This is a genomic window from uncultured Dokdonia sp. (assembly GCF_947496725.1).
Taxonomy (GTDB): domain Bacteria; phylum Bacteroidota; class Bacteroidia; order Flavobacteriales; family Flavobacteriaceae; genus Dokdonia.
In genome coordinates this window covers 15761-32473 of record NZ_CANMDS010000006.1, presented here as the reverse complement: position 1 = coordinate 32473, position 16713 = coordinate 15761, and the positions used below count along the sequence as shown (strand labels likewise).

The following is a 16713-nucleotide window of genomic DNA, read 5'->3' as shown; positions in this document are numbered from 1 at the left end:
TACCTTAACAATGTGGGTGCTTTCCTTTTGTATTTTTGGCGCTTACTATTGTATATGCAACTTATAATTGATGTAGGGAATACTAGGGTTAAGGCCGCTATCTATAAAGGAGATGCGCTGCAGGCTAAGCATCACTTTGCATTACAAGACTTTAGTGAAGAGGTAGGTGAGTTTGCAGGTCTTTATCCTATTAAAAAGGCAATTATATCTTCTGTAGGAAGGCTTACAGATGAGCAAGCTAGATCTGTGCAATTACGTTTTCCTACGATTGTGCTTTCGCACAATACAACGCTTCCATTTACAAACGATTATGGTACGCCAGAGACGCTGGGTGTAGATAGAATGGCTCTTGTGGCTGCTTTTATGCAAGCACATCCTCAAAAAAATGGACTCATTATAGATGCGGGTACTTGTATTACCTATGATTTTATAACTGATAAAGGTTCTTATAAAGGTGGAGCAATCTCGCCAGGTTTGCGCTTGCGTTATGAGACACTTAATAGACTTACGGCAAATCTTCCGCTGTTAGAAAAACAAATGCCAGATAGTATAATAGGGATTAGTACAGAAGAATCAATACACTCTGGAGTTGTGCAAGGCACTTTACTTGAAATAGATGGTGCAATAAATCATTACAAAGAGCATTATAATGTGGATACCGTAATAATAACGGGTGGTGATGGAGAATTCTTGGCAAAACGATTAAAAAATAGCATCTTTGCGCACTCAAATTTTTTGCTTGAGGGCCTCAATTATATCTTAACATATCAGAATGATTAAAAAACTTTTTATTGTAGCAGTGCTGATGATGGCCGTTAAAGGTCTTGCCCAAGAAGGAGCTACTACTTCTCCATACTCTTTTTATGGAGTGGGGATACAACAGTTTAGAGGAACCGTAGAAAATAAATCTATGGGAGGCATACAGACGTATAGCGATAGTTTACACCTCAATTTATTAAATCCCGCATCACTAGGTAAATTGCGTTACACCACTTTTACAGTAGGAGGTAACCATAACGAAGTAAATGCAGAAGATGCCACGACAAAGGAGGGTTCTTCAAAATCTACTTTTGATTATCTAGCTATTGGTTTTCCTATTTCAAAAAAAGGTGGGGTGAGCATAGGTCTTATGCCATATACGGCAGTAGGGTACAAGCTAGATGATAGCACAGATGAGGTGCTTAATCGTTTTACGGGCCGTGGTGGCCTTAATCGTGCGTTTGTTTCTACAGGTTATACACTTGCAAAAGGACTTACAGTGGGAGCAAGTATGTACTACTACTTTGGAAATATTCAAAACGAAGCTGTAAGATCTCAAGAAGAAGCAGAGCTAGGTACGAGAGAGTCTAATAGAAGTGACTTTTCGGGATTAGCATTTGAGCTTGGGGCACAGTATGAAACAATGATTAGTGATAAGCTTGAGCTTAGATCATCAGTAAAGTATGTGCCATCTGCTACTATAGGTACAGAAAATGAGAGAGAGGTTTCTACGGTTTTATTTAATAGTCTAGGTTTACTACAAGATGTAGATGTGCAAGAAATAAGTGTTCCAGATACAGATTTTGATCTTCCTTCTTCGGTAACGGTAGGGTTAGGTATAGGAGAAAAGAATAAGTGGTTCTTTGGTGGTGAGTACACAAGCCAGCAAACAAGTAGTTTTAGTAATAGAACCTTTACTCCAGATAATGTTTCCTTTGAAGATGCAACGCAAATGAGAGTAGGAGGTTTTTATACGCCAAAATATAATTCTATCTCAAGTTACTGGGAGCGTATGACTTACCGTGCAGGATTTAGATATGAGGAGACTGGACTTGTAGTTTCTAATGAAGATATAAATGAGTTTGGCATATCTTTTGGAGTTGGACTACCTACAGGACGAAGAATTAGTAATCTTAACTTACAATTTGAAGTAGGGCAGAGAGGAACTACAAACGCAAACCTTATACAAGAAAACTTTTTTAACGTAGGCGTAAGTTTATCAATAAACGACTTATGGTTTGTCCAAACTAAATTTAATTAACAGTAAAACCTAACATTATGAAAACTAGATTAACCACATTTTTTGTAGCGCTCGTCATAGCTGGCGGATTTACAGCAAATGCACAAATAAGTGAGGAGTGCCTTACGACGGGTTCTATATTTGTAGAAGCTGCAAAAGTTAAAAATTACGAGGCTGCAAGAGCACCTTTTGAAAAACTTCAAAAAGACTGCCCTAACTATTCTCTAGCTTTATACCAGTATGGAGAGCGTTTACTTAAAGCAGATCTTAAAGCTGCAAGCGCTGCCGAAAAAGGAGCTGTAGCACAAAAGCTTATTGAGTTTTTAAAGAAGAGAGAGCAATACTTCCCTGCAAAAACTCCAAAAGGAAAGAACGCAGCAGCACAGGCGCAAATAATGTTTGATAACAAACTTGGAACGCCAAAAGCACAATTTGATGCATTTCAAAATGCATTTAATATGGATGCAAACTCTATTACAAGTGCAAAAAATATCTACACTCGTTTTAAGCTAGCAGTAGATCTTTATAAGAATGGACAGCAAGTGCAACTTCAAGAGGTTTTTGACCTTTATGATGATACGCAAGCAAAGCTTAATAAAGAAGCGACTGCACTAGATTCAAAATTACAGAAGCTAGTAGAAAAAGAAGAATCTGGTACTGCACTTAGCGCAAAAGAGAAAAGAAGAGTAAAAGGTTATAATACGAATCTTAAGGCTTTCGGAATCTTTGGAGGAAGTACAGATGGAGCTCTTGGAGAGTTAGGTAACTGTGAGAACCTTGTGCCACTTTATCAGAAGGATTTTGATTCTATGAAGAATGATAAGGAGTGGATTAAGAAAGCTGCAGGACGTCTTGCAAGTAAAGATTGTACAGATACAGATTTATTTAAGCAAATGGTTGAGAACCTTCACAGACTTGAGCCTTCTGCAAAATCTGCAAAGTACTTAGGTATCTTAGCTGGAAACAGAGGAGACTCTGCTGCAGAGGCAAGATATTACCAAGAAGCTATCGATCTTGAAACAGATCCAAAAGAAAGAGCAAATGCTTATTACAGACTTGCAGAAAAAGCAAGAAAAAGTGGTAGCTACGGTAAAGCAAGAGGTCTTTATAACAAAGCGCTTAGTGAAGACCCATCTTACGGTATTGTTTACTTGAGAATTGCAGCAATGTATGCAGCAAGTGCAAATAACTGTGGTCAGACTACTTTTGATAAGAGAGCCGTATACTGGTTAGCTGCTAGTACAGCACAAAGAGCTGGGCGTGTAAGTCCATCACTAGCTGGTACTGCAAACAAGACAGCAGCAAGTTACAGAGCTTTAGCACCAAGTAAAGCAGATGTATTTACATCTGGAAAAGCTGGTCAAACTATCAAGATAGGATGTTGGATTGGATCAAGTGTAAGAGTTCCAAATAACTAATGTCACTACTACATAGAAATATATTAAAAATCTTAGTCACGGCTTTTGCCGTGACTTTGTTTTTAAGTTGTGATAGTAAAGCAGACGATATACGTAGGTTAAGTATGAAGTCTGATGGTCCTGTTACAGAAGGTAGGGGTATTAATCTTAAGTATGTAGATTCTGGCAAAGTCACTGCACATTTAAAAACACCTTACATAAAAAATTATGCAAACGCCTCTTTTCCTTATGAGGAGTTTCCAGATGGAATAGAAGTCATTTTTATAAGTGAAGATGGTAAGGAGAATTTAATTACTTCAAACTATGCCATACGTTATAAGGGCACAAACCTTATAGATTTGCAAGATAATGTGGTGTTGTTTACCCACGACTCTATAACTTTAAAAGCACAACAGCTATACTGGGATCAATCTAATAGTTGGATTTTTACAGATCAGCCGTACACGCTTATTCTTAAAGATGGCTCTCGTAACGACGGAGACCTCTTTGACTCAAATGAAGACTTTACAAATTTTGTATCTTTAAACAACGTAGCAAAACAATACGTAAAAGAAAATTCTGAAGACTTATGATGCGATATATAAAATACACGGAGTACGTTTATATCATAGTGGCAATACTAGCAGGGTATAAAGTGGTAACACTTTGGGGTGAAGATCAATCTAAAGCTTATTTCTTTTTATTTTGTCTTGCAGTAAGTGTAGGTATGTATTTTTTTAGACGTCACTTCCGTAAGAAATTTGAAAACAGGAAAAACTCTTAATGGGAAGTTTTGAAGGACAGATTATAACCATATGTTGCTCGCTCATACTCTCTGCGTTTTTTTCAGGAATGGAGATTGCTTATGTGTCGGCAAATAAAATACATATTGAAATAGAGAAGAAGCAAAATGATTTTCTCTCTATTGTTCTCAAAAAACTTACTGCAAAACCTTCCAAGTTTATAGCAACAATGCTGCTGGGTAATAATATTGCCCTGGTTGTATATGGTTATTTTATGGGAGCACTCTTACAAGGGTGGCTAGAGAATATGCCTTTCGGCGAAAGTTTAACGTGGCTCAATACCTTCGTGCAAGAGTTTAGCCTGCTTAGTCAGACGATTATTTCTACACTAGTGATTTTAATCACAGCCGAATTTTTACCAAAAGTTTTCTTTCAGATTTATGCAAATAAGCTTCTTAAGTTTTTTGCAATACCTGCTTATTTCTTTTACCTCTTATTTTATGTGCTTAGCGCATTTATTATTTGGATATCAGACCTCGTTCTTAAATACTTGTTTAAGACAGATGGAGATGAGGTGCAGTTAGCTTTCACGAAAGTGGAACTAGGAAATTATATATCTGAGCAAATGGAGTCTGTAAACGACTCTGATGAGGTAGATACAGAAATACAGATTTTTCAAAATGCACTAGAGTTTTCTGAGGTGAAGTCGCGAGAAGTGATGTTGCCCCGTACAGAGATTGTAGCTGTAGATGAGCGCACTACGCCTGCCGCAATAAATAAGATTTTTATAGAAACGGGACTTTCTAAAATACTGGTTTATAAAGACACAATAGATGATATTATAGGCTACGTGCACTCATTTGAGCTCTTTAAGAGGCCTAAAACAATAAGTAGCGTATTGATGCCGGTAGTCTATGTGCCTGAGACTATGCTGGTAAAAGATGTGCTTAATGTACTTACTAAAAAACGCAAAAGCATTTGTGTCGTTATAGATGAATATGGCGGGACTAGCGGTATGATGACCGTTGAGGATATCGTAGAAGAACTTTTTGGCGAGATAGAAGATGAGCACGATACAGTCGCACTAGTAGAGGAGCAGTTAAGCGGTTCTAGCTACAAACTTTCTGCTAGACACGAGGTAGACTACCTCAATGAGACGTATAAACTGGATCTGCCAGAAAGTGAGAATTATGAGACTTTAGGGGGGCTCGTGGTTAGTCACACAGAAGAAATTCCAGAAGAGGGAGAGACTATAGAGATAGAAGGAATAATCTTTCACATCTTAGAGACTTCAAATACAAAAATAGAACTCTTAGAAGTCCGTATTTCTAAAGACTAAATTGCCTTGTTTTTTTATTTTTTATTATGCTATAATAATGGTATTTTCGCCCACTATTATAGCATAAACAACATACAATGGCAATTTTAAATAAAATACGTAGCAAGAGTATCTTCTTGATCATTATTATCGCACTTGCACTGTTTGCATTTATCTTCTCATCTATTTTAGATAGTGGAGGTTTTAATGCAGATAAGCAAAACCGTGTTGCATCTATAAACGGTGTAAACCTAGATCGTGAAGACTTTGCCGCAAAGGTAGAATCACAAACACGTAGAGCAGGAGCAAATAGTTCTACTACAAAAGCCGTAAACGCTGTATGGGAGCAAGAAGTAAATAGAGTACTTCTAGAAGAGCAGTATGAAGAGTTAGGTATACAAGTAGGTAAAGACCGCACTCAAGAGTTACTTAAGCAAGCACTTCAAAATGATGTGCGTTTTCAAGATGGAGACGGATTCTTTAGCGAGGCAAAAATGCAAGAGTTTATTGCAACGCTTAAGGATAGCCAGAACCCTGGAGACTACCAGTCTTGGATAGTTTTTGAAGAGAGCTTAAGAAATCAAGAAAAGCAAGAGATATACTATAATCTTGTTAGAGCTGGTGTAGGAGCTACTCTTAAAGATGGAGAGGTAGCATACAAGCTTGATAACAATACGGTAGATATTCAATTTGTGCAAATGCTTTACACATCTGTTCCAGATGAAGACGTAAAGGTTAGTAAGGAAGAAATCCAGAACTACGTAAATGAGCATAAGGAAGAGTTTAAAACTGACGAGACGCGTTCTATACGTTTTGTGAAGTTTGTAGAAGAAGCTTCTCTAGAAGATGAGAATGCGATTAAAGCAGAGCTTTCAAAATTAAGAAGTGAGTATAGTGCACGTAATGGAGCGACTGGAGTTACAGAAACTTTTGCTGGGTTTGACAAAACAGATGAGATAGAAGATTTTCTTATAGATAACTCAGATGTGCCATTTGTAGATCGTTGGTTCTTTAAGAAAGATTTACCTGCTACAAATGCAGATACACTTTTTGCATTAGGTAAAGGTGGTGTTTATGGTCCTTATAAGGATGGTAGATATATGAACCTTTCTCGTGTAGTAGATGTAAGAAAGATGCCAGACTCTGTAAAGACAAGTCATATCCTTATAGATTTTCAAGGTGCGGTAACAAATACAGCTAGAGGACCTATACCATCTTCGGCAACGAGATCTAAAGAAGATGCAAAGAAACTTGCAGATAGCTTACTTTCTGTTTTAAAGAGAAACAAAAGCAAATTTGAAGATCTTGCAAAAGAGTTTTCTTCAGATCAGTCTAACAGTGTAAATGGTGGAGATCTAGATTATCAAAATCCAAATCTTTTTGCAGCTGGATACAGAGACTTTATTGTAGATAATAGAGCTGGAACAATAGGAGTAACAGAGACAGATTTTGGTTACCACGTGATTAAGATAGTAGACCAAAAGAACGTACAAGATGTAATCAAGGTAGCTACAGTAGTAAAAGAAATTTTACCTTCAGATAAAACCATTTCTAATATATACAACACAACTCAAAAGTTTGAACTTGCTGCCGAAGCGGGAGATTTTGAAGCTGTTGCAAAAGAAAATGGATATGCAGTGCGCCCAGTACAACGTATACGCGCTATGGATGAAACATTACCAGGTGAGGGAGCACAGAGATCTGTAATACAATGGGCTTTTGAAGAAGAGACAAAAGTAGGTAACATAAAACGTTTCCCTACAAATGGTGGTTATATTGTAGCGCAAGTTACACGTAGAACACCTGCTGGTACAGAACGTGTAGAAGATGTGTCATTACAAGTGACACCTTTATTACGTAATATGAAGAAGGCAGAAATCATCAAAAACAAAATTTCTGGTAGCACGCTTTCAGAAATAGCACAATCACAAGGTGCAACTGTAAAAACTGCTGGTGCTGTGTCTATGAATGCCCCTACAATCGCTGGAGCAGGAAACGAGCCTAAAGTAGTAGGAGCAGCTTTCGGATTAAAAGAAGGAGAAGTATCTGCTCCTATAGAAGGATCAAGAGGAGTATATGTAATAGAGGTTGTAAAAATCTCTGAAGCTCCAGGGCTAGAAAATTATGCTGCATTTGCAGGGCAAGAAGCTCAGAAGTCTAGAGCTGCTGTAAGTACAAAAGTGCTTAACGCTCTTAAAGAAGCTGCAGATATTGAAGATAACAGAGCTACATTCTACTAGTAGATTGTATTTCAAGTAAAAAAGGCTCGGACAATTATTGTTCGAGCCTTTTTTTTTGGTGTGTGTTTACGCTTTCGCGAAAGCGTTATTCTCCTAGTATCATTTCTTTATAAGGTACGATAGTGTCATACCCTTTGTTTCTAAAATAATCCATTTGAGAAGTTGTTCCTACTACCAAAACAAAGTCACCACCCCAGCCTCCTAAGCTTTTTATCGCGCGAGGATAATCTGCAAAAAGTTGTGTTCTTATTGTGGGTGTTTTAAGAATGCGAGACAAATTATTCTCGTGTTCTGAAAGTAGTTTTTCAAAAGCCACAATGGATTTACAACTCAAAAGGTCTTGTGTAAATTTAGAAAATCTAGCCTTCTCCTCAGTTAGTGCTGCTTGATCAAGACTCCTATAATGTTTTATGCTCTCTCTACTGTTTTGTTTCTTATTGAGATAAACAAAGTAAAGTTCGTCCTTAAAAGGAGGGTTGTATGTCACGGGTGTGACTATAGGTGTCGTGCTGGTTTTTTGGTAGATAAGAGCGCTCTCTGTTGTGGCGCAAGCTATATCGTACCCACTACCTCCAAAAGTCATATCAAGTAGCTTGTAAGGGTCTACAGAGGCCCACCTTGCAATATTTGCAAGTAGAGTAGAAGAGGAGCCTAGCCCCCAGTCTTTTTGAAACTCTAGTGTACTCTCGACCTCATAGCCTTGTTGCGTATTTAAAAATGAACTATTGATTTTTTGTGCAGCTTGTAAAATGCTTAAAAGGCGCTCGTAAATGGCATCTTCTCTTCCATTATTACTATCTAAGGGAAAGCTAAACTTATAATCTAACCACAGCTCTCCAGTGCTTAAATAACTACGCCAGATGATTGCTTCTTGATCTATGGGCTTTATACCTAGATGCTGTCCTTTTTTTGTAGGTAGCGCTAGCGCTTGTGCCCCATCTAGAACAAGATATTCTGAGGTGAGTAATAGTTTGCCGTGACTGTAATAATGGTGTTTCAAAAAACGAGATTTTATGAGCGTAGTCCGTCTATAAAAGTAACAACTGCGCTATGAGTAACGGTGTTTGATTTAAAATGATTTACCGTTTGTTGCTTCTCATCTGGAGTCGCATTCATCTGGTTTAAAATGTTCATAAGGTGCATTTTCATATGCCCTTGCTGTATGCCAGTTGTGGTGAGCGACTTAAGTGCTGCAAAGTTTTGAGCTAGACCGGCGACGGCAACAATTTGCATAAGTTCCTTTGCAGATGGGTTTCCTAGTAGCTCCATACTCCACTTTACTAGTGGGTGTAGTTTTGTGAGACCTCCTACGGTACCTAGTGCTAGTGGTATCTCCATCCAGAAGGTAAAAATGCCATCCTTGATACTTGCGTGCGTAAGGCTTCTATATTGCCCATCTCTTGCTGCATATGCGTGCACGCCTGCTTCCACCGCTCTAAAGTCATTTCCAGTAGCAAGTATTACGGCATCTATACCGTTCATTATTCCTTTGTTGTGGGTAACAGCTCGATAAGGTTCTTCTTCGGCAATGGTAACTGCTTGAACAAATTTTTTGGCAAAGGTCTCGCCGTCTATATTTTTTTCGGTGAGTTGATCTATAGGGCAACTTACCTCTGCGCGTACAAGACAGTCTGGAACATAGTTAGATAAAATGGACATAATGATATCTAACGTGTTTCCGCTTTCGCGAAAGCGGGCATCTGCCTCAAACCCTTCTTTAAAAGTGGTTGCAAATTGCTCCAAACAGCTGTTTATAAAGTTTGCACCCATTGCATCTAGCGTCTCAAAGGTGCAGTGCAGCTGGTAGTAGTCATCTACAGCGGCTGTTTTATCTCGTAGGGCGATGTTTTTTATACCGCCACCACGTTTTTTCATATTAACCGTAATCTCTTCTACATCTTCATAGAGCTTTGGTGTGATTTTATCAAAGTACTGTTGTAAATCTTCCTTGTCACCATCATAAGTAAAGTGTACCTGTCCTACTTTAGTGGTGCCTAGAACGGTGGTTTTAAAACCGCCTCTCTCTTGCCAGAATTTACCAGCCTTACTCGCCGCAGCAACTACAGAGCTTTCTTCTATAGCCATCGGGATGGTGTAGATGGTGTCGTTTATGGTAAAATTAGGCGCTACTCCTAGGGGTAGGTAGTAATTTGTGATGGTGTTTTCTATAAACTCATCGTGCAGTTGCTGGAGCTTTGCATCTGTGTTCCAGTATGAGGTTAAAGTCTGGGTTGCTGCCTCAGAATTGTTAAAGAAGTTTGCGGTAAGCCACGTAATCTTCTCAGTTTTTGATAGTTTAGAAAAACCAGATATCGCCTTTGTCATTAAGCAGTTTTTTAGAAAGTGATAAAGATAATGAGAATGTGGTTAACCTAAGTCTAATGCGTGATTATAGCGGTGTGAGTTCTTAACATTCTGAAGGTTTTTAACAGCAAAAAGCAGGGTTTTCTGCCTTATTTTTAGTAAAATTGAAATACTTTACACAATTGGTAAAAATATATGAGATTACATACCTTTTTGATTGCTGTATTTCTTCTTGCAATCCAGAGCGCAACTGCGCAAAAAAAACAAATAAGCCTTGAAGATATTTGGAAAAATGGCACTTTTAGAGCAGAGCGACTACAGTCTATACACTCTATGGCAAATGGTCAAGAGTATGCTGTACAAAACTTTGATAGAGCAACCCGCACAGGTAGTGTAGATATTTACAGCTATGATACGGGCAAGAAAGTACGTACGGCTGTAAGTAGTGCAGATATAGACGGGCTTGATTACTTTATAAGTTATGAGTTTAGTGATGATGAGCAGCAGGTGCTACTCTCTACAAAATTGCAATCTATCTTTAGAAGATCTACGCTGGGTGAATATTATGTGTGGAATACGCTTTCGCGAAAGCTGACTAAAGTATCTGACGATCTTATTCAAGAGCCAACATTTTCACCAGACGGAAAGAAAATCGCTTATGGAAAGGATAATAACCTCTTTGTTTTTGATATTGCCTCTGGAGCAACACAACAGCTCACTACAGACGGAAAGAAGAACAGCATTATAAATGGAATTACAGACTGGGTGTATGAAGAAGAATTTGGCTTTGTGCGCGCCTTTGACTGGAGTGCAGATAGTAAGAAAATTGCTTACATACGTTTTGATGAGAGTGAAGTTCCAGAATTCTCTATGGATGTATATGGTAATAAATTATACCAGACACAGACTGTCTTTAAATACCCAAAAGCTGGAGAGCCTAACGCAAAAGTGAGCCTACGCTTGCATAACCTAGATACGGGTAATAGTCGTAAAGCAAAAGATGTAGAAGTTAATCTAGGTGATAACGCTGGGTACTACATACCACGCATCTCTTGGTCAAAAGACCCTAATGTACTTTCTGTACAAACACTTAATCGTCATCAAGATACCTTAAAGCTTTCGCTTTTTAATGCGAGTACCTACCAGACTACACTTGCCGTGCTAGAAACAGATAAAGCATATGTAGATGTGACAGATAACCTTACTTTTCTAGATGACAATAGCTTTATCTGGACAAGCGAAAAAGATGGGTGGAATCACATCTATCACCATAATGCAGATGGGTCTTTAAAAAATCAAGTAACTTCTGGTAACTGGGAAGTGACAGGTTATTATGGTTATGACGCAGGTACAAAACGTATTTTTTACCAAAGCTCAGAAAATGGTTCTATTAACCGTGGTGTGTATGCTATAGGTCTTAATGGTAAAAAGAAACAAGCCCTTGCAGATAAGGAAGGAACTAACAGTGCAGACTTTAGCGCAAACTTCAGCAACTTTATACATACATACTCAAATACAACAACACCATACCGCTTCACACTTAACAGCGCAAAAGACGGAAAGCAAATACGCGTTATAAAAGATAACCAAGCCTTAAAAGACTTATATGCAGGTTATGATATCTCTCCAAAAGAATTTTTTGAGATAGATGTAAATGGAGTATCGCTTAACGCTTATATGATTAAGCCTACAGATTTTGATCCATCTAAGAAGTACCCTATGTTTATGACACAATATTCTGGGCCAGGATCACAGAGTGTGGCAAATAAGTGGGATACGTCTAACGATTACTGGTTTCATATGCTAGCACAAAACGACTACATTGTAGTTTGTGTAGACCCAAGAGGGACCGGATTAAAAGGGCGTGACTTTAAAAAAGTAACTCAAAAAGAGCTAGGTAAGTACGAAGTACAAGACCAGATTGCTGCAGCAAAAGAGTTGAGCAAGCGTGCTTACATAGATGAAGATCGTACAGGTATCTGGGGATGGAGTTATGGAGGTTTTATGGCTTCAAATTGTCTTTTTCAAGGAGCAGATACCTTTGAGATGGCTATAGCTGTTGCACCGGTAACATCGTGGAGATTTTATGACACTATATACACAGAGCGTTATATGCAAACCCCACAAGAAAACGCAAGTGGTTATGATAATAACTCACCTATGAGTCACGTGAGTAAGCTAGAGGGAGACTTTTTACTAGTGCACGGTAGTGCAGATGATAATGTGCACGTGCAAAACGCAACGCGCCTTGTAGAATCACTAGTACAGGCAAACAAGCAGTTTGATTACTTTAACTATCCAGATAAAAATCACGGTATTTACGGAGGTAACACACGTTTACACCTATTTACAATGATGACAGATTTTATCAAAGAAAAACTTTAGATATAAACGACTTATATTAGCACTAAATAATTAATTACAATATGGAATATAAATTCGGTGGTTCTGAAACCAATCAAAAGACTGTTTTAGGACATCCTTCTGGTCTTTTTGTACTCTTCTTTACAGAGATGTGGGAGCGTTTTTCTTATTACGGAATGCGCGCATTACTTGTTTTATTTTTAGTTTCGGCAGTACTTGATGGCGGCTGGGGCTGGGAGCGTGCAGAGGCATTACAATTATACGCTTTCTACACAGGGCTAGTTTATGTAACACCAATCTTTGGAGGGTTAATAGCCGATAAAATTACGGGGTATAGAAAAGCCGTTATCATAGGTGCATTTTTAATGACACTAGGACACGCATCTATGGCTTTTGAGATAAGCTCAGATATTTTCTTCTATGCAGGACTTGTGTTGCTTATAGTAGGTAATGGAATGTTTAAGCCAAATATTTCTTCTATGGTGGGACAGCTTTACAAAGACCAAGGAAAAGAAAAAGATGCGGGATATACCATATTCTATATGGGTATTAACTCTGGAGCTTTCTTAGGTATTTTATTATGTGGTTACATAGGTGAGTCTGTAGGATGGCACTATGGTTTTGGTCTTGCAGGAATCTTTATGCTTGTAGGGATGTTACAATTCTATTTTGCTCAAGGTATTTTTGGTAAAATAGGTTCTAAGCCAGCAAAAGCAGACGAGCTTGATGATGTTATAGAAGATAGCGTAGAAAATGCTGCCGAAGCTATAGATAGTGTTATAGATGATGCAGAGAAGTCTAAGGTAACTCGTGATCGACTTATTGTGATTAGTGTACTTGCATTCTTTACAATTTTCTTCTGGTGGGCATTTGAGCAGGCAGGAGGATCTATGACCATCTTTGCAGCAGACTATACAGATAGAGTGCTAGAAGGAAGTAGTGGTATGACTTTTAAAATTATAAACACGCTTCTCACCGTTGTACCTATGATAATTATTACCTGGGTACTAGGTATGTTATTTAAACAAACGTATGGTAAATATGCATTGTCTAATATCATTTTAGGATTAGGTTTTGTAGTAATATGGGGTATTGTAATCTGGATGTTATCTCGCCAGTTTGCAGATGATGCTCCAGAGGTTCCAGCTTCTTGGTTTGGTATCTTAAACTCATTCTTTATCATTGCTTTTGCACCATTATTTTCAAAAATATGGAAGAGTAAATACAATCCTAGTGGACCTGTAAAGTTTGCTATAGGTCTTATTTTATTAGGTCTTGGTTTTGGTATTCTTTCTTTTGGGTCTATGGGTATTCCATTAGGAGCAAAGACGGCTTCTGTAAGTATGGTATTTTTAGTACTAGCATACCTTTTTCACACGCTAGGTGAGTTATGTGTATCTCCTGTAGGATTATCTTATGTGAGTAAACTCGCGCCGGCAAAACTAGTAGGGCTTATGTTCGGGATCTGGTTTGTAGCAAACTTTATTGCAAATACAGCTGCGGGTATAACGGGTAGTTATATAGATCCTATTGTTGAGGAGCACGGTATGGCTACATTCTTTTTAATATTTACAGTGATACCAGCAGGAGCAGGTGTAGTAATGTTATTATTAAATAAAACACTTATCAGAATGATGCACGGTATACGATAATGGTATAATCGTACACAATATGAATAAAGAAAAACGTTCCCTATATTGTGGAACGTTTTTTGTCTGTAAGAATCTAGTAATTAGAAAGACTTAATAATTAAATAAATACAATGAATAAAATACTATACCTCCTGCTTCTTATAGCGACAACATCTATAAGTGCTCAAGAAATCAACTGGATGACAATGGATGAAGCGCTTGCTGCACAAAAGGAAGAGCCTAAGAAGATTTTTATGGATGTCTACACTACCTGGTGCGGCCCTTGTAAAATGCTTGACAAAAATACATTTGCAAATGCTGAAGTAGCCGCTTTTATAAGCGAGAACTACTACGCAGTAAAGTTTAATGCAGAGGGTACTGAAGAAATTAATTATCTAGGTAACGTATATACAAACCCAAGGCACGACCCAAATAGAAAAGGGCGTAATAGCCAGCACGAGCTAGCAGCAGCTTTAAAACTAAGAGGATACCCTACAATGGTATTTTTTGATGAGCAGGGTAATTACATACAGCCTATTGTGGGATACCATACCCCTAGACGTCTTGAGATTTATGTAAAGATGGTGAGTAATGACGACTATAAGACACTCACAACTCAAGAAAAATGGGCAAAATATCAAGAAGACTTCGTGTACACTTGGTCTAAGTAATTTACTCAATCTATTATAAAAGCTCCCTTTTCATACGTGCTATGGAAAGGGATTTTTTGTTTTGTACAAGTCGCTTTCCATCGGGATACATAACTGTGATAATTAGACCCGTCTGCAATAATTGTACAGTTAGGGTATCGCTCGATGAGTCTATTCATATTAACTTTTGGCGAGTGCGTGAGTATCACATAATCTGGATTTGCCTCTTCAAGATTGTATATGCTCAAACTATCTACAATAAGTATTTCTTTTCGCTTAAAGCGAAAATAATTTCCGTGAGACTTCTGCACAACGGTATCTATTTTGAGAGCATCTTGATATGCCTTTACTCTACTATCTGTGTGGGTGAGATATAGGGAGTCATTATTAAACACCGTAAGTTGCTTTTCTTGTAGTTGAGTAAGTGTTGTTGAAGCGCTTCTATTAAGTATTGCCAGGTGTTGAGAAGCAGGTTGATTAATTTCTAACACGATAAAACCTGTCAAAATTATGGTTGCTAGGCTAGCAACAATAAGTCTGCGTTTTGAATATTTCATACACAAAAGGAGTGTAGTAATCATAAACATATAAACGAGTATCATAAGTGTTGCAGACACACTTATATGTCTAGCCACAAAATCTTCTTGTCCTGCCACCCAAGCTATATAATTATTCATTACATCTATAATACCTCCATAAGTTTGTGCTATAAACTCTGGTAGAAGGTCTGTGACGCTCAGAAAACACACAAGCAAGCCACCGCCTAGTATGAGACCTAAAAACGGAATAATTAAAACATTAGAAATAATAAATAACCCAGGAAACTGATGAAAGTAAAAGAGGCTAAGTGGCATAACACCTAGTTGTGCTGCAATAGTTACAGATACCACGTCCCGTAGTTTTCTTAATATAAACACCTCTGGAGACCAGAAACTGGCTAGCCAAGGTTGCACCCATAAAATCGCTATCACAGCTTGATAACTGAGCTGAAACCCCACCTGGTAGATAAGCAGCGGGTCGAGTAGAAGTAAGAATATAGCAGAAGCTAGCACAGCATCTTGCGACTTTCTTTTTCCGCCCAGAAGCTCACCTACCTCAAGAAAGCTAAACATAGTTGCAGCTCTTAGCACAGATGGTGATAAGCCAGTAATAATGGCAAAGCTCCAGATGAGTGAGATAATGAGTAGTGATTTTACCCATTGCAGTTGCCGCCATTTTATAAAACCAAATAAGAATCTTAGTATAAGTAAAATTACACCTACGTGCAGTCCAGACACGGCGAGTATGTGCATCATACCTGCTGCGGCATACTGAGAACTCATCTCTTTATCTATACCCTGTCTTTGGCCTAGTACGAGCGCTTTAATGACTGCAAGTTGTCTTGGTGTAAAAGATTGGTGGTGAAGGGACTTTTTTACGCTTTCGCGAAAGCGTGACGCCCACACACCCATATCATACGTATCCATACTAGCGCGCAACATTTCTTGAGGCTTTGCAGAAACCTGTCTGTATATTTGTTGCTTATTGAGATAAGCACCATAATCAAACTGATACGGATTTTTGGGATGGGGTACAGGCAACAGAGCAGTTCTTGCATACCACCATTCTCCAGTTTTGGGTAATATGGTTGCAGAGTCTTTATAAATGTTGAGAAGTAATTTACCAGTAGTAATAGTGCTATCTATTCCTTTGAGTTCTACTAGGTACTTATGTTGATACAACGTAGGTTTTAATTCCCTATTTATTTTGACAAGTAGCGTGTGTGAACCCTCTGTGTTAGTATGTGTATAATGATTCTGTGAGAGGGTATCATCAGTATAAGTTCTAGATAGATAACCTATGGTGATAAATATTGCAGAAGTACAGCACATAAAGAGTGCTGAGCCTATGATTTTTTTACTGCTATATGTATTAAGTAAGACTCCAGTAAGAGATAAGAGTATTGAGCAAACCCAGACTGTAATAGCTGGGGTCTTAAGGTAGTCATACAATACTATACCTATGGTGATAGATATGAGTAGCGTTAAAATAGGAATATTTAATTTTCTCACAGATAACTATAAATAC

13 protein-coding genes are annotated in these 16713 nt (G+C 38.1%); 10 read left to right on the top strand and 3 right to left on the bottom strand.

Annotated features, from left to right (window positions below; genetic code table 11):
* The first annotated feature begins 54 nt into the window (after positions 1 to 54).
* From Q0948_RS12895 to Q0948_RS12865, 7 genes are all read left to right on the top strand, one after another.
* Positions 55 to 780 carry a type III pantothenate kinase gene (locus Q0948_RS12895; protein ID WP_298353482.1) on the top strand — a complete coding sequence of 242 codons (726 nt, stop codon included), beginning with the start codon at positions 55 to 57 and terminating at the stop codon, positions 778 to 780.
* On the top strand, positions 773 to 2020 hold the full coding sequence (locus Q0948_RS12890; protein WP_298353480.1) for a hypothetical protein: 1248 nt from the start codon (positions 773 to 775) through the stop codon (positions 2018 to 2020). The genes Q0948_RS12895 and Q0948_RS12890 overlap by 8 nt, the downstream gene beginning before the upstream one ends.
* A 17-nt stretch (positions 2021 to 2037) precedes the next feature.
* Positions 2038 to 3417, top strand: coding sequence for a hypothetical protein (locus Q0948_RS12885; protein WP_298353478.1), 1380 nt, complete (start codon positions 2038 to 2040; stop codon positions 3415 to 3417).
* On the top strand, positions 3417 to 3989 hold the full coding sequence (lptC, locus tag Q0948_RS12880) for an LPS export ABC transporter periplasmic protein LptC (RefSeq protein ID WP_298353475.1): 573 nt from the start codon (positions 3417 to 3419) through the stop codon (positions 3987 to 3989). Before Q0948_RS12885 ends, lptC begins: the two co-directional genes overlap by 1 nt.
* Entirely contained in the window at positions 3986 to 4180 is a 195-nt protein-coding gene (locus tag Q0948_RS12875; RefSeq protein WP_108877962.1) for a hypothetical protein, read from the top strand. The genes lptC and Q0948_RS12875 overlap by 4 nt, the downstream gene beginning before the upstream one ends.
* Positions 4180 to 5478 carry a hemolysin family protein gene (locus tag Q0948_RS12870; protein WP_298353468.1) on the top strand — a complete coding sequence of 433 codons (1299 nt, stop codon included), beginning with the start codon at positions 4180 to 4182 and terminating at the stop codon, positions 5476 to 5478. Before Q0948_RS12875 ends, Q0948_RS12870 begins: the two co-directional genes overlap by 1 nt.
* Before the next feature lie 77 nt (positions 5479 to 5555).
* Positions 5556 to 7697, top strand: a complete 2142-nt coding sequence (locus tag Q0948_RS12865; RefSeq protein WP_298353463.1) for a peptidylprolyl isomerase — start codon at positions 5556 to 5558, stop codon at positions 7695 to 7697.
* Between the two features lie 85 nt (positions 7698 to 7782).
* On the opposite strand, the gene Q0948_RS12860 is transcribed toward Q0948_RS12865, so the two are convergent.
* Together Q0948_RS12860 and Q0948_RS12855 are read right to left on the bottom strand one after the other, a co-directional pair.
* Positions 7783 to 8697 carry a GYDIA family GHMP kinase gene (locus tag Q0948_RS12860; RefSeq protein ID WP_298353459.1) on the bottom strand — a complete coding sequence of 305 codons (915 nt, stop codon included), beginning with the start codon at positions 8695 to 8697 and terminating at the stop codon, positions 7783 to 7785.
* Positions 8698 to 8708: 11 nt separating this feature from the next.
* Positions 8709 to 10022, bottom strand: a complete 1314-nt coding sequence (locus Q0948_RS12855; RefSeq protein ID WP_298353456.1) for a hydroxymethylglutaryl-CoA reductase, degradative — start codon at positions 10020 to 10022, stop codon at positions 8709 to 8711.
* 174 nt (positions 10023 to 10196) lie between these two features.
* Between Q0948_RS12855 and Q0948_RS12850 the strand changes: the two genes are divergently transcribed.
* The 3 genes from Q0948_RS12850 to Q0948_RS12840 all read left to right on the top strand — a co-directional run bounded on the left by Q0948_RS12850 (position 10197) and on the right by Q0948_RS12840 (position 14667).
* Positions 10197 to 12386: a S9 family peptidase gene (locus Q0948_RS12850; RefSeq protein WP_298353453.1), complete on the top strand. Its 2190-nt coding sequence runs from the start codon at positions 10197 to 10199 to the stop codon at positions 12384 to 12386.
* 41 nt (positions 12387 to 12427) lie between these two features.
* Positions 12428 to 14017, top strand: coding sequence for a peptide MFS transporter (locus Q0948_RS12845; RefSeq protein ID WP_035325495.1), 1590 nt, complete (start codon positions 12428 to 12430; stop codon positions 14015 to 14017).
* 110 nt (positions 14018 to 14127) lie between these two features.
* Positions 14128 to 14667 carry a thioredoxin fold domain-containing protein gene (locus Q0948_RS12840; protein WP_298353450.1) on the top strand — a complete coding sequence of 180 codons (540 nt, stop codon included), beginning with the start codon at positions 14128 to 14130 and terminating at the stop codon, positions 14665 to 14667.
* Between the two features lie 5 nt (positions 14668 to 14672).
* Here the strand turns inward: Q0948_RS12840 and Q0948_RS12835 are convergent, their stop codons facing one another.
* A complete protein-coding gene (locus tag Q0948_RS12835; protein ID WP_298353447.1) occupies positions 14673 to 16697 on the bottom strand; it encodes a ComEC/Rec2 family competence protein in 2025 nt (674 codons plus the stop codon).
* Between the last annotated feature and the right edge of the window lie 16 nt (positions 16698 to 16713).

Coding starts and splice junctions, on each gene's coding strand:
- Q0948_RS12895 (WP_298353482.1), top strand. CDS start 55: ATGCAACTTATAATTGATGTAGGGAATACTAGGGTTAAGGCCGCTATC.
- Q0948_RS12890 (WP_298353480.1), top strand. CDS start 773: ATGATTAAAAAACTTTTTATTGTAGCAGTGCTGATGATGGCCGTTAAA.
- Q0948_RS12885 (WP_298353478.1), top strand. CDS start 2,038: ATGAAAACTAGATTAACCACATTTTTTGTAGCGCTCGTCATAGCTGGC.
- lptC (WP_298353475.1), top strand. CDS start 3,417: ATGTCACTACTACATAGAAATATATTAAAAATCTTAGTCACGGCTTTT.
- Q0948_RS12875 (WP_108877962.1), top strand. CDS start 3,986: ATGATGCGATATATAAAATACACGGAGTACGTTTATATCATAGTGGCA.
- Q0948_RS12870 (WP_298353468.1), top strand. CDS start 4,180: ATGGGAAGTTTTGAAGGACAGATTATAACCATATGTTGCTCGCTCATA.
- Q0948_RS12865 (WP_298353463.1), top strand. CDS start 5,556: ATGGCAATTTTAAATAAAATACGTAGCAAGAGTATCTTCTTGATCATT.
- Q0948_RS12855 (WP_298353456.1), bottom strand. CDS start 10,022: ATGACAAAGGCGATATCTGGTTTTTCTAAACTATCAAAAACTGAGAAG.
- Q0948_RS12850 (WP_298353453.1), top strand. CDS start 10,197: ATGAGATTACATACCTTTTTGATTGCTGTATTTCTTCTTGCAATCCAG.
- Q0948_RS12845 (WP_035325495.1), top strand. CDS start 12,428: ATGGAATATAAATTCGGTGGTTCTGAAACCAATCAAAAGACTGTTTTA.
- Q0948_RS12840 (WP_298353450.1), top strand. CDS start 14,128: ATGAATAAAATACTATACCTCCTGCTTCTTATAGCGACAACATCTATA.